Below are 13793 nucleotides of genomic sequence, written 5' to 3'. Positions count from 1 at the left end.
GCGGGCTCCTACTAGACTGGCTAACCATGACGACCCCGACGACTGACTCCTCCTCCCCCGCCTTCCGCTATACCCCGCAGTTGGCCAATCAGCTCGAGAAGACTTGGCAGCAGCACTGGGTAGATAACGGCACGTTCAACGCCGCGAACCCAGTCGGCGATCTTGCTCCTGCTGATGGCGAGACGCTGCCGGAGGACAAGCTCTTCGTTCAAGATATGTTCCCCTACCCTTCTGGTGCCGGCCTGCATGTTGGCCACCCACTGGGTTATATCGCCACCGATGTCTATGCCCGCTATAACCGGATGCTGGGTAAAAACGTCCTGCACACGTTGGGCTATGACTCTTTCGGCCTGCCGGCCGAGCAGTACGCCATCCAGACCGGTACTCACCCGCGCACCACCACGATGGCCAATATCGAGAACATGCGCCGCCAGTTGGGTGCTCTGGGTTTGGGGCACGATAGCCGACGTTCGGTAGCTACCACCGATCCGGAGTATTACCGCTGGACTCAGTGGATTTTCTTGCAGATCTATAATTCCTGGTTCGATGAGCAGGCTCAGAAGGCTCGCCCCATCGCCGAGCTGATCGAGCTGCTAGAAGCCGGCGAGATGTCCACGAAGGACGGGTTGGACTACCGGGAGCTAGACGACGTCGATAAGCAAGCAGCCGTCAACGATTTCCGCCTGGTGTATCGCTCTTATTCCATGGTCAACTGGTGCCCCGGTTTGGGCACGGTGTTGGCCAATGAAGAGGTCACCTCCAACGGACGCTCGGAGCGCGGCAACTTCCCTGTCTTCCGCAAGCAGCTCTCGCAGTGGATGATGCGCATTACCGCCTACTCGGACCGCCTCATCGATGACCTTGAGCTGCTGGATTGGCCGGAGAAGGTCAAGGCCATGCAGCGCAACTGGATTGGTCGTTCCCGTGGCGCAGAGGTTGATTTCAATGCCCAGGGACACGCGCTCACCGTCTTTACCACCCGCCCCGACACGCTTTTTGGCGCCACCTACATGGTCCTGGCTCCGGAGCATGAGCTTGTCGACACCCTCGTGGCCGGCGGCAGCGGTTCCTACGACGGCGTCGATAAGCGCTGGCAGGGTGCCGGTTCCACTCCGGCCGAGGCGGTAGCTGCCTACCGGGCATCGATTGCCGCCAAGTCCGATCTGGAACGCCAGGAAAACAAGGACAAGACTGGCGTATTCCTTGGCGCTTATGCCACCAATCCAGTCAATGGCGCCCAGATACCGATCTTCATCGCCGACTATGTACTCACCGGTTATGGCACTGGCGCGATCATGGCAGTGCCTGCGCACGACACTCGTGACCACGAGTTCGCCACGGCCTTCGGACTGCCCATCATTGAGGTCGTGGCCGGAGGAGACGTTTCCGAGGCGGCCTATACCGACTCTGGTTTGACCGTGAACTCGGCGAATGCGGAGGGTCTGGATATCAATGGCCTCGCTAAGACGGAGGCCATCGAGAAGACCATCGAGTGGCTAGTCGCTGCCGAATTGGGCCAGGAGAAGATCCAATACAAACTGCGCGATTGGCTCTTTGCTCGTCAGCGCTACTGGGGCGAGCCTTTCCCGATCGTCTATGACGCTCAGGGTCGCGCGCACGCACTGCCGGAATCGATGCTCCCCGTTGAGCTGCCGGAGGTAGCCGACTACCAGCCGGTCTCCCATGACCCGGAGGATGCAGATTCTCGGCCGGAGCCGCCGCTGGCCAAGGCCCGCGAGTGGGTTGAGGTCGAGCTTGACCTGGGCGATGGCCCCCAGATGTATACCCGCGATACCAACGTCATGCCGCAGTGGGCAGGTTCCTCCTGGTACCAGCTGCGCTACGTTGACCCGACCAATGAAGACGCCCTCTGTGACATTGAAAACGAGCGCTATTGGACCGGCCCGCAGTTCGACGGCGATTGCGGCGGCGTCGACCTCTACGTCGGTGGCGTGGAGCATGCCGTGCTGCACCTGCTTTACGCGCGTTTTTGGCACAAAGTGCTCTTTGATCTCGGACACGTGAGCTCGGTAGAGCCCTACCGTCGCCTGTACAACCAGGGCTACATCCAGGCCTTCGCCTACACCGACTCCCGAGGCGTTTACGTTGCGGCCGAGCAGGTAGAAGAGCTGGACGGAAAGTTCTACTACGAGGGCGAAGAGGTCACCCAGGAGTACGGCAAGATGGGCAAATCCCTGAAAAATGCCGTGGCTCCGGATGATATTTGCGACAACTACGGCGCTGATACCCTGCGTGTCTATGAGATGTCAATGGGTCCGTTGGATACCTCGCGGCCTTGGGCCACCAAGGATGTTGTTGGTGCCCAGCGCTTCCTGCAGCGAATGTGGCGCCTGATCGTCGATGAGGAAACCGGTGAGGTGGTTACCACCGATGCAGCACTCAGTGATGAGGACAATAAGCACCTGCACCGCACCATCGAAGGCGTGCGCGATGATTACAACAACCTCCGAGTTAACACCGTGGTGGCCAAGCTCATCGAGTACGTCAACTATCTGACCAAGACCTATCCCAAGCAGGTCCCGTTGGCCGCGGTAGAGCCGCTGACGATCATGGCGGCACCGGTGGCCCCACACATTGCCGAAGAGCTGTGGAAGCGGTTAGGACACGACGAGACCATCACCTTCGCCCCCTTCCCCACTTACGAGGACAAGTGGCTGGTTGATGATGAGATCGAGCTGCCCGTGCAGATCAATGGCAAGGTCCGCGCCCGCATTATGGTCCCAGCCGATGCGGATAAGGACGCGATCATCGCTCAGGCGCTCGCCGAGCCGAATGTTGAGTCCCATTTGGAAGGCAAGAACCTGGTCAAGCAGATCGTGGTGCCCGGGCGGATGGTTAACCTGGTCGTCAAATAGCACTACCCGAGGACGCCGACTCACTTTGGCACACTCGCCTGATCGACGCCGCTGAGCAATTGAACTGCTCAGCGGCACTTTTTGGGATCTTGGGGAGTGAGCTCTCGGTGAGGGACGGCGTTTACCTGGGGGTAAGGGGTGAACTGGGCAGTGGAGGAGCGAGCTCCACACAGTGCCCCCCGGGGGTATGTGGGTAGATCTTGCCGTTCTGAGGCCCTATGCTCTTTTGGGCATACCCCCTAGGGTATGAAATAGCCGGAGATCCCCCCTTAGAAAGAGAGACCTCGATGATCAAGAATCTCGGCGAGAAGTACTCGCCCCTCTATTTCCTCGCAGCCCTGGGTTTCGGTGGCATGTCCGTGTTCTTCTTCATGGTCTTTATGCACATCACCCCACACCCGGGCCAAATCATGCCCTCTTATGAGACGATCCGCGATGCCTATGTCACCGGCAGCGCGTTTATCCGAACCGCGATTGTCGTCGGGTACATCGGGATGAGCCTGATGCTGCTCATTCACTTCGCTCTCCTATTCTGGAACCTCCGCGAACTGAAGATCTACCGTGGCACCAAGGCTTATCAAGCTTTGCGTTCCTCGAACGCCGAGGTCACGATGATGGCGATCCCGCTGACCTTAGGCATGAGCATCAATGGCCTCTTTGTTGCCGCGATGGCAATGATCCCAGGTTTGAGCACTATTTTGCCCGCGCTTATGCCGGTTGCCTTGCTCGCCTACGGCTCCGTTGGTGTCTTGGCTATCTACTTCATGACGATCTACTTGCGTCGCGTTATCGCTGCCGGCTTTGATTTCAAGGCTAACGGCGGCATGAACCAGCTGCTCGCAGCCTTCTCCTTCGCCATGGTCGCCGTCGGATTTGCCGCACCGGCCGCAATGAGCACCGAGACCTGGATCGTTCTCGTTGGTCTACTGGGCTCTCTCTTCTTCGGGATCATCTCTGTCCTGCTGCTGTCGATCTTCATGCCGATCGGCGCTCTGAGCATGATGCGTTACGGCCTCTCGATGCAGAACTCCGCCACTTTGTGGCTGCCAGTTCCAATGATGACCCTGCTGGCAATCACCTTCCTGCGTGACCGCCACGGACTGCAGACACTCGCTGATCTAGGCCCGGCCGGAGCCCAAGAGCATGCTTCTACCTCGGTCTATGTCATGGCAATCTTGGGTGCGGTCATCATGAGCCAGCTGGCCTTCCTTGGCCTGGGCCACATGGTGATGCGTCGCAATGGCTTCTACCGTGAATTCGTTTTCGGTCGTGAGACTGCCTCACCGGCGGCTTTCACCCTGGTCTGCCCCGGCGTCGCGCTCAGTGTTTTGTCGATGTTCTTCCTCAAGGTCGGCCTGGTCAACAACGGTCTAATTGAAGCCTTCTCCGCCGCGTACTACCTCTACTTGGCGGTAGTGGCTGTCGTGGCTTTGATGACCCTCGGACTGGCAGTGACGCTCTTTCGTAACCAGCTCTCAGGCGTCAGCGCTTTCGCTCGTGCCCAGCGTGAGCAGGCTGCTGCCCCAGCTGAGGCTTCCGTTAAGGCCTAGAACGTCGATCGACGCTTCCTGGATTCCGGTTTTCCGGACTTCTGAGGCAGTCGATATTGATCTGCCAGCACTTATCCCGGCCTAAATCCCGCCGGAGCCACGCATATGAACGAGCGTGACTCCTGCGGGGTTTTCTGTTCCTAGCGCTGCACGTCGACAACCGCACGACCGTGTCGACGCCCCATTAGTAGCGCCTCACCAGCCTGCGCGACTTCAGAAAGTGCGATCGTGGAGGCCAATCCGTCGAGGACGTCAGTGTCCAAATGCTCCGCAAGAGTCGCCCAGGCTTGCTCACGCAGCGCCAAAGGAGCATCCACTGAGTTGATACCCACGAGCTTGACGCCGCGGAGGATAAACGGCAAGACCGTTGCAGGAAGATCAGGACCTTGGGCAACACCACAACAGGTCACGGTTCCTCCCCACTGGGTCTGCGCCAGCGCGTTGACCAACGTGTGCGAGCCCACGGCATCCACCACTCCGGCCCAACGCGTCTTTTGCATGGGACGTCCTTGTTCGGATAGTTCTGCGCGGTCGATCACTTCATTAGCACCAAGACCGCGCAAATAATCGCCATGCTCGGCCACCCGTCCGGTGGCAGCGACGACGTTAAACCCAAGCTTGTCTAATAGATGGATAGCCACGGAACCGACTCCGCCGGTGGCTCCGGTGACTAGGATTTCGCCGTCTTCCGGGGACACCCCTTGTTCGCGCAGGGCATCGACGCTCAACGCAGCGGTGAAACCGGCAGTACCGATGGCCGCGGCCTGTTCGAGGGTGAAGGCCTTGGGGACAGCAACAGTTGATCCAGCCGGGATACGTTGAGAGGTGGTGTATCCGCCCTGGCGAAACTCCCCCAGTCCGGCACCGTTAACCGTCACTGAATCTCCAGGGGTGAAGCGATCGGAGCTGGACTCAACCACGGTGCCCACGGCGTCAATGCCGGGCACCAACGGGTTGGTGCGCATGACCCCGCGGTTACCGCTCAGTGCCATGGCGTCCTTGTAGTTCAGGGAGGAAAAAGCAACATCTATCAGCAGCTCGCCCTCCCCCAAATAGAGCTGATCGACCAGCTCTACGCTTGCATCGGGATGGTTATCATCGGCCAGAGTTACTAGAAGGCTGCGTTGCATGTGGCCCACGGTAGTGAAAAATCTGTCTCTCGGCTTATTCCAAGGAAGCCTCGGTACTCTCGCTCAGATGAGCATGTACCTATCTCCCGATACTCGGACCCGGTTGCCTCACCTGGTGACCGCGGTACTGGTAGCTGGCGCCGTAATCTCCCTGACCTTGCTCAAGGGATTTTTTAGCATTGGCGGACTGTGGGATCCATCGACACACAACCTACGCAGCGTGGACCTGGTTCTTTTTAACGGTTTCAGCGATGCCCCGATTTGGTACGGGCCAATTCTCAACAGCTTGGGCAATGTCGTGATGTTTGTCCCGGTGGGCTTTCTCGCCATTGTGCTGAGCACACGCCTGGCCGGACAAGGATCCTTTGCTGCCGGTGGGAGAATTCGAGATCGGCTAGGGGCGCTGATCATTGGCGTTTTTGGAGCCCTTGCTGCCGGTGCCGTGCTGAGCCTGACGATTGAGATCACTCAATTTGTGTTCGCCCTTGGCTACACCGATGTAGATGATCTGCTGTGGAACACGCTCGGCGCGGGGCTTGGCGGATGGGCAGCGGTAAGCATGCGGGCTGAATTGCGAAGCTATGCATCATGGGTATTTGGCGGAGCCGCTGCACTGGTGGTGCTATTGATGCTCAGCGGATTGGCCACCGGCTGATTCGTTGATCCTTCAGCGCAGGGATTTCCCCAAGGCCTGAGCAATCTCCCGGGCAGTGTCGCGGGCATAGGGCCCTACCCCAGTAATGGTCGCAGAACCAGGACCCACCCAATCGCCATAACCGACCAAATACAGACCAGGATGCTTCGGCAGACGGTCATCGAGCTCTGAGCGCACCGGCCGCAGATCCGGGCGGAAACCGGTGCACCAAATCAGATGATCGCAGTCGAGCTCATCTAGCGATGTGAACATCGGGGTGGCCACTAATCGACCAGCATTTCGGGCTGTCAAGACTTCTGGGACCATGACGATATCGCCCAGATCTGAATCCGCACCAGGATCGGGCTCACCTTTTTGCACTGCCAACGCGCGCAGCCGATTACGGCGGAAAAGCACTCGGCCATCAACCTCATCTGGCATCCACTGTGGTTGGCCACGGGTGTACCAGGTCACCTCCGAGGTTTCGCTAAGCTCTGCGGCGATCTGCGCCCCAGAGTTCGCTCCCCCGACTACCGCCACCCGGGCGCCACGGAAAGGCTCTGGTCCGGGGTAATTGGTGGAGTGCCACATGGTGCCATCGAAAGATCCCGGATAGGTAGGCACGAACGGAGCGCCCCACGTGCCGGTGGCTGAAACTACATAATTGGCGCTCCAAAAACGCTCTCCAGCGTGGAGCAGATAGTGCTGCCCATCGAATTCGACTCGCTCGACTCGGACTGGGCGTTGCACCGGAAGGTCATAGCGTTGCTCATAGCGCGTGAGATAGTCCACCACGTGTTGAGCTGGCGGAAAGCCATCATAGGCAGGCATCGGCCAGCCGGGAAGATTCGAAGAATCATGGGTGGAAAACAGCGTCAGCGAGGGCCACATCTGCTGCCAAGAGCCACCCGGTGAGGGTTGATCGTCCACGATGAGAAAGTCCACCCCAGCCTTGCGCAGGTAGTAGGCAGTGGCCAGACTGGCTTGGCCGCCACCGATAATGATGGCTTCGTGGTGTCCGGCGAAAACGCTATGAGACATAGCTTCAATTCTAGAGGTCGCAGATAGCTTGAGCGAAGGATGCACGGGATGCATGGGATGCTGTCTGCCTCCTGGACACCATTGCAGCTATATAGCTGCAAAACTGACGTAGTAGCTCGATTGCTCTGCTTAGATCAATCGACGCCTTTTAGCCACGGTTATTGCCGCAGTACGGTTTTCCACTTCGAGCTTTTGATAAATATGCACCAGATGAGTCTTGACGGTTGCTTCCGAGATGAAGAGACGGTGAGCCAACTCTCGATTGCCCGCACCAGATTCCAGAGCTTGCAGGATTTCGATTTCGCGGGAGCTAAGAGCCTGCTGGGGTTGCCCGATGCGCTGGGCGAGAGCCGCAGCAACTGCTGGCGCTAAGGTGCGCCGACCCTCGGCGGTAGCCACGATAGCCTCGTGCAGCGTCTGTTCTGGGGCATCTTTGAGCAAGTACCCCAGAGCACCTGCTTCCACAGCTGCGACGATGTCGGCTTCAGTGTCATAGGTGCTGAGGATGAGCACGGGAGGCCCTCCCGCGATCCGCAGCTTGCGGGTAAGAGTGATCCCATCCATCACCGGCATCTGGATATCGCAGACCACCACCTCAACCTGGTCAAGGACTCCAGCTGCCAAGGCAGCGGTGCCATCCGACCCTTCAGCTACTACGTTGATGTCTTCGAAACCATTGAGGATGGTGCGCAATCCAGCGCGGACGACCGGATGATCATCGATGAGCATTACTCGGATTGCCATGGCTAATTCTTTTCCTGATAGATCAAGGGGATTCGCACCGCTAAGGCTGTGCCATGTCCAGGGGAGGTTTCGATGACCAATCCCCCACCGACTGACTCAACCCGCGTGGCCAACCCTGCTAGGCCGTATCCGTGGTGGCCATCAAAGCCACACCCGTCGTCAACGACATCGAGGCTGATTTCGTTGTCCCATACTGCCAGGGTGACTACTGCTCGCGTCGCCCCAGAATGCCGAACCACATTGGCCAAGGCTTCTTGAGCTGCTCGCAAGATCACCTGGCAGAGCGGTTCCGGCAGCAGATAGTCCACGTGCTCGGACAGCTCCAACGAGAGCTCTAGCGGACTATTGAGAGCGGTTTGTCTAGCACTGATCCGTCCGATAATCCGGCGCAGGCCTACCGGTAGCGACTCCTCGATTGGTGATGATGCTAGATCTTGAACGAAATGGCGGGCCTCCGAGAGATTGTCTGCTGCCTGCTCTTCGATGGTGTCCAATTGGGTCGCCACCGCGTCGTAGTCACCACGGCCCAGGCTGCCACGGGAGGCACGAGCCACCAGCAGGATGGAGCTAAGACCTTGGGCGACCGTGTCATGAATCTCCCGGGAGAGGCGCTCGCGCTCTTCCAGCTGGCCGGACTGATGCTCAAATGCCGCCAATTCCGCCCGAGTGGCTTGTAAGTCTTGGGCTACTGCGCGGTGATGGGCAACTTCCAAATTGAGAGTGCGATAGGTGTGGTAGATCGCTACCGCCAGGATGGTGCCGATCGCCGGCCCCACCGCAGAACCTACGGACCAGGTTTCTGGGTGTAAAACTACCGGTACGAAGGCTGCGATCGCCCACAACGCCAGTGCAGCAACTAGCCCAGCTATTCGGGGCAAGACCTGCAGAAATAGCAAGACTAGCGGGAATAATAGCCAAACGAAGTCAATGGTTACTGCCACCAGGGCGCACCAGAGCACCGTCACGATCGCCAGCCAGCCATAGACCAACGCGGTGGGCAACGGGCGGGGACCTCCAGCAGGCCGGCGACTTTCTTGCACTGTGCCGAAGAGATAGACCACCGCCAATGCGATGACTAGCGGTATGACCGAAGTCTGCGTCAAATGGGTGGGATCGGTGAGCACAAAACGCAGCAATCCAAGCAGGAGCAAGAAGGCAAACATCAGGTGCAGGCCAACTCTCATCGTCAACAACACCCGCGCCAACGGAGTCTGAGTTGAAGCCAAAGAGGTGTTCATTCCAACGAACCCTAGTCGCTGGTTATCTGCCGAAACATCAACCGACTGGTTGATCCAGAGTTCAACGTCCCGGCTGATGGATTCTTGCGATAACCAGACCAGGATCGAAGATGTTGCCCTAAGAAAGGACCAGCATATGTTCCTCGGAATCCGGGATATCGTCCATGCCCGTGGCCGATTTGCTCTCATCGGTGCGGTAGTCGCACTGATTACTCTCCTACTAGTCATGTTGACCGGCCTGACCAGCGGGCTTGGTGCACAAAGCACCTCAGCGCTGTCGACATTGGGCCCTGATCGCTTTGCCTTTGCCCCCGTTACGGAAGGTGAGGATGCGCAAATTTCCTTCACCGATTCTGCCGTGACGGTTGACAACGTTGAGGCTTGGGAAAACACTGCGGGGATTGCTTCGGTATCCCCGGTGGGCTTGACCATGACGCGGTTGGAGGCGAGTTCTGCCGCCTCGGTCGCTGTCATCGGGCTACCTGCCGGAGACTCATTGCCCGGTGGCGGGCAGATACCTGCGGGTGGTGTGGTGGTTTCTTCCTCGCTTATCGACGCCGCCGGTACCCGGCCAGGAGACTCCATCACCCTGGGCGGTGTCGAGGTAGAACTGCTCTCAAATGCGCCCGATGAGTTCTATTCCCATGTTCCGGTTGTATGGGCAGACACCGCCACCTGGCAGGCGGTGTCGCATGTCGATGAAGAAGCAGTAGGAACGGTGCTGGCCATCGATGGTGAGCTCACCGACAGTGAGTGGACGGAGGCGTCGTCACAAACCGGCACGGTGGTGGCCACCGTTCAGGAGTCCTTTTCCGGGCTGGCTTCCTACCAATCAGAGCAAGGTTCGCTGCGTGCGATGCAGGGCTTTCTCTATGGAATCTCCGCATTGGTGACCGTGTCTTTCCTGGCTGTGTGGACGATCCAGCGCACTCGTGACCTGGCAATCCTTCGGGCACTGGGTGCCTCAACCCGCTATTTGATGACTGATTCGCTTGGCCAGGGGGCCTTGATTCTTGGCCTCGGGGTCACGGCGGGATCTGTAGTCGGTTGGGGGCTGGGCGTTTTTGCCGCCCAAGCTGTCCCCATTGCTTTGTCTCCAGTCACTGTGATCGCTCCCGCCGTCGGAATCTGGTTGCTCGGTGTGGTGGGGGCATTCATCGCCACCTGGCAAGTCGCCTCAGTCGATCCGCTAAGTGCACTCGGAGGAAATGCCTAATATGACTACTGTTCTTGAGCTCACCAACACTCAGCTGATCTACCCCGATGGGGATGGCCACGTTACTGCCCTCGATCACGTAAATATGAAAGCCGAATCCGGGCAGATGATTGCCGTGGTCGGTGAATCTGGCTCCGGTAAATCTTCCTTGTTGTCGGTGGCTGCCGGCCTGCTCTCCCCTACCTCCGGCTCAGTGAGGATTGCTGGAATGGCGTTCCACGATGCCACGGAGGCGCAGCGGTGCCGAATCAGGAGAGAACGCATTGGCATCGTGTTCCAACAGGCCAACCTGCTCGGATCGCTAAAAGTACGTGATCAGCTACTCATCACCGATCACCTTCGCGGTCTGCGAGGCAAAGCCCTGCGCCAACGCCACACCCACGCCGAAGAGTTGCTGGAAAGGGTGGGTCTGGCAGGTCTTGGTGAACGGAAAATCAATCAGCTCTCAGGTGGACAGCGGCAACGCGTCAATATCGCCCGAGCGCTCATGGGCGAACCTGTACTAGTGCTAGCTGATGAACCTACCGCCTCGCTTGATAGGCAGCTTTCGTGCGAGATCGTCGACCTTCTCCGAGAACTCACCGATGACACCGGAGTGGCGACGGTCATGGTCACCCATGACCGTTCACTTCTTGATGCCTTCGACTCGGTGCTCGAGGTGCGCGACGGCCGAGTGAGTGTGGGAAGTTCACGTCCTTTGAGCCGCTAATAAGTTGGTCCAGCCTCATGTTGGTTCGATAAGGCAGAATGGCTGGCTATGGATGAACTGAGCGAACTGCGCGCCCGGCGGATGATTGCCCAAGGTTTGGCTTTCTCGGCCGCCCATCCTGCCGGGTTGTCTGACCCGGCTACGGTGGCCCGCCACCTGTTGGCACTGCAAGGTCAGTCCTACCCTGGCGGCATTAGGGCGATCGGTTTGCGCTGTGGCAAAAGCGATGAAGACGTCTTGCAGGCAGTGGCTGACTATGAGATTGTGCGCGGCTGGCCGCAGCGCGGCACCCTGCACTTCATGCCGGCAGAGGATGTCCGCTGGATGATGCGTCTGTGTTTTCCGCGGATCGAACGTGCCCAGTCGAGGCGTTGGCCACTGATTGGGTTGACGGAGGATTTGGTCGATGCCGCGAGAACTGAGCTCTACGGTGCTCTGCTTGAGCGTGGACATAGTGACCCACTCCCCCGCAGTTCGATCTATCAGGTGCTGCGTGAGTCTGGCGTGGATCCCGGTGACAACCGTGGAGCACACCTGATGCGGTACTTCGGCAGCCAGGGTGATCTGATTCAAGGACCCAAGGTTGGCGCTCAAGAGAGCTTCCTCCACGTGGATCGTCTTCCCACACGGCAACGAGAGTTCTCTGGTGATGAGGCGCTGGCGGAGTTAGGTACTAGGTATTTCCGTTCTCATGGACCAGCCTCGATTAAAGACCTCGCCTGGTGGTCTGGATTGAAGATGGCACAGGTAAGGCAGGCGGCTAGTCTGGCCGAAGAAGTCTGCTCCTTTGAGGTCTCTGGGCAAACCTATTGGATGGCTAAGTGGCAAGAGGATGTCACCGAGGCAGAGCTCCAGGACGCTATTGATCGCCAGTTCACACTCCCTGCCTTCGATGAGATTCTGCTGGGTTACGGTGATAAGTCATTGATTTTGGCTGATGAACACCGGCCATCGGTGCTGACGAAAAATGGATTGAGTTGGGCGTTTACTGTGTCTGGTGGAAAGGTCACTGGCGGGGCTAAGTAGATCAGTTAAATGATTGTATTAATCAATCATTTAATCTACCGAGTTTCTAAGCTGCTGATATCTTAAAAAACTATGCAGATGTTATCCGGGCAGTGGCTTGTGGAACTGCCTCCGCGATGCGGAAAGCGGAGGTGGGTGCAGGTCCGTCCGGGGTCTGAGCAGCCAGCCAAGCGGCGGTTGCATGTATCTGGACAGCTAGTGGTACTGCCCCGGATTCTGTCCTGGCGGCTGATCGCGCTAGCCATGCTCCGATGATCCCAGCGAGCACATCTCCTGAGCCGGGAGTTGCTGCCCATGATGAGCCTGCGTCCACTGTAATGACATCCTCTCCAGTAGTGATGACCGTGTGGCGGCCTTTGAGTAGCACGTCGCAGGAGAGATCTCGGGCTAGGGCTAGTACGGCTCCGATTCGGTCCGAACTGGGATCGGGGATTGATGTATCGAGCGCTGCTGAGAGCCGGCGGAACTCTCCGGCATGCGGAGTCAAAAGGGTAATGCCGCGTCGATTGCGCAAAATAGTGCGCATACTGGTGTTGTCGGCGAGGATGCTGAGGGCGTCCGCATCGATCAGTAGTGGCTCCGGACGGTGGAGCAGCTCTTCCAATTCTCGTCGGGCCGCTGCTCCGGTTCCTCTGCCTGGGCCTACTACCCAGGCCTGTACTCGGCCGGTTTCGGCGACTGAATCGGAAATGACCACCTCAGGCAGCGCTCGAACAACCTCGAGCTTCTGACTTCCTACATAGCGGACCATGGAGCTGGTGGCGCGCACGGCAGCGGCGGTAGCCAATACGGCTGCACCCGGATAAGCCGAGCTGCCAGCGCAGACACCAAGCACTCCGCCGGAGTATTTGTCCTCATCTGGACCTGGTTCTAGGGAATGTCGGTAGGCGAGAGGTGCCACAGATGTGAGTGGTTCTGGCCATTGGCGATGATCGCTAGTCAGCGCTCGGGCAGTCCATCTAGCGGGGGAACCAGCGTCGTCTTTGAGTAGATTTGCAGCCAAACTAGATTTTTTGAGGCCAATATCGGCCAGAAGGACCTCTCCGCAACTGGCGGAGAGTCCATGGGCTGGGCGGAGGCCACCAAACGTCACTGTGACATCAGCAATGACGTATCCCGACTGCGTCGGCAGCGCACCAGTGTCGGCATTTACGCCTGAGGGCACATCAACTGACAAGATCCGCGTGTCTCGAGAATGGACTGTTCCTAGCCACTCCTGGAGATCGGTCGAGATTCCACCGTGGCCGCCGATACCGAGTACACCATCAATGATGAGGGGATAGGAGCTTGGATAGGTGGGAAGATCACTCAGGAGACGCCCGCCTTGCTGTTTGAACGCGGCAAGGGCCTGGGGATGAACTCGCCCATCGCGTCCGAGCAGAACCGCATCCACGCTGGTGGTTGCTAGCAGCTCAGCACCGGCATAGAGAGCATCCCCACCATTGCCACCTGCACCTACCAGTAGCAATACTGGTCCGGAGGTGGAGTCATCGAGCATGGCTGCAGCGGCTACTGCCACGGCATGTGCCGCCTGCCTCATGAGCTGATCTGGCTCCGTCTGGGCATCGAGTAGCAACTGTTCACAGGCGCGAATCCGGGTAACAGGGTAGAAGTGGCTCATTGCTTTAG

At 58.5% G+C, this 13793-nt stretch carries 11 protein-coding genes; 6 read left to right on the top strand and 5 right to left on the bottom strand.

The window, feature by feature from the left end; all coding sequences use genetic code 11:
• Positions 1-26 precede the first annotated feature (26 nt).
• Both leuS and C5L39_RS09470 read left to right on the top strand, forming a co-directional pair.
• Positions 27-2876, top strand: coding sequence for a leucine--tRNA ligase (leuS, locus tag C5L39_RS09475; protein WP_123048673.1), 2850 nt, complete (start codon positions 27-29; stop codon positions 2874-2876).
• Between the two features lie 287 nt (positions 2877-3163).
• A complete protein-coding gene (locus C5L39_RS09470) occupies positions 3164-4426 on the top strand; it encodes a TsoY family (seleno)protein (RefSeq protein WP_123048672.1) in 1263 nt (420 codons plus the stop codon).
• Positions 4427-4566: 140 nt separating this feature from the next.
• Here the strand turns inward: C5L39_RS09470 and C5L39_RS09465 are convergent, their stop codons facing one another.
• Positions 4567-5556: an MDR family oxidoreductase gene (locus tag C5L39_RS09465; protein ID WP_123048671.1), complete on the bottom strand. Its 990-nt coding sequence runs from the start codon at positions 5554-5556 to the stop codon at positions 4567-4569.
• 67 nt (positions 5557-5623) lie between these two features.
• Here C5L39_RS09465 and C5L39_RS09460 point away from each other — a divergent pair, with 67 nt between their 5' ends.
• Complete coding sequence (locus C5L39_RS09460; protein WP_165858029.1) at positions 5624-6211, top strand: VanZ family protein; 588 nt, start codon at positions 5624-5626, stop codon at positions 6209-6211.
• Positions 6212-6223: 12 nt separating this feature from the next.
• On the opposite strand, the gene C5L39_RS09455 is transcribed toward C5L39_RS09460, so the two are convergent.
• From C5L39_RS09455 to C5L39_RS09445, 3 genes are all read right to left on the bottom strand, one after another.
• Positions 6224-7231 carry an ArsO family NAD(P)H-dependent flavin-containing monooxygenase gene (locus C5L39_RS09455; RefSeq protein ID WP_123048843.1) on the bottom strand — a complete coding sequence of 336 codons (1008 nt, stop codon included), beginning with the start codon at positions 7229-7231 and terminating at the stop codon, positions 6224-6226.
• 129 nt (positions 7232-7360) lie between these two features.
• A complete protein-coding gene (locus C5L39_RS09450; protein ID WP_123048669.1) occupies positions 7361-7975 on the bottom strand; it encodes a response regulator transcription factor in 615 nt (204 codons plus the stop codon).
• 2 nt (positions 7976-7977) lie between these two features.
• A complete protein-coding gene (locus C5L39_RS09445) occupies positions 7978-9213 on the bottom strand; it encodes a sensor histidine kinase (RefSeq protein ID WP_245974968.1) in 1236 nt (411 codons plus the stop codon).
• Positions 9214-9349: 136 nt separating this feature from the next.
• Between C5L39_RS09445 and C5L39_RS09440 the strand changes: the two genes are divergently transcribed.
• From C5L39_RS09440 to C5L39_RS09430, 3 genes are read left to right on the top strand one after another with little or no spacing between them, the layout of a single operon-like run.
• Positions 9350-10429 (top strand): ABC transporter permease, encoded by a 1080-nt coding sequence (locus tag C5L39_RS09440; protein WP_123048668.1) that lies wholly within the window; start codon positions 9350-9352, stop codon positions 10427-10429.
• Between the two features lies 1 nt (position 10430).
• The gene (locus tag C5L39_RS09435; RefSeq protein WP_245974967.1) at positions 10431-11138 is read left to right on the top strand and encodes an ABC transporter ATP-binding protein; all 708 of its coding nucleotides are present in this window, start codon (positions 10431-10433) and stop codon (positions 11136-11138) included.
• Between the two features lie 48 nt (positions 11139-11186).
• Complete coding sequence (locus C5L39_RS09430; protein ID WP_123048666.1) at positions 11187-12164, top strand: winged helix DNA-binding domain-containing protein; 978 nt, start codon at positions 11187-11189, stop codon at positions 12162-12164.
• 70 nt (positions 12165-12234) lie between these two features.
• Here the strand turns inward: C5L39_RS09430 and C5L39_RS09425 are convergent, their stop codons facing one another.
• On the bottom strand, positions 12235-13785 hold the full coding sequence (locus C5L39_RS09425) for a bifunctional ADP-dependent NAD(P)H-hydrate dehydratase/NAD(P)H-hydrate epimerase (RefSeq protein WP_123048665.1): 1551 nt from the start codon (positions 13783-13785) through the stop codon (positions 12235-12237).
• Positions 13786-13793: the final 8 nt, after the last annotated feature.

This window comes from Corynebacterium alimapuense (assembly GCF_003716585.1).
GTDB lineage: Bacteria > Actinomycetota > Actinomycetes > Mycobacteriales > Mycobacteriaceae > Corynebacterium > Corynebacterium alimapuense.
Note: the sequence above shows the minus strand (reverse complement) of the source record. Positions and strands in the feature narration are given on the sequence as shown.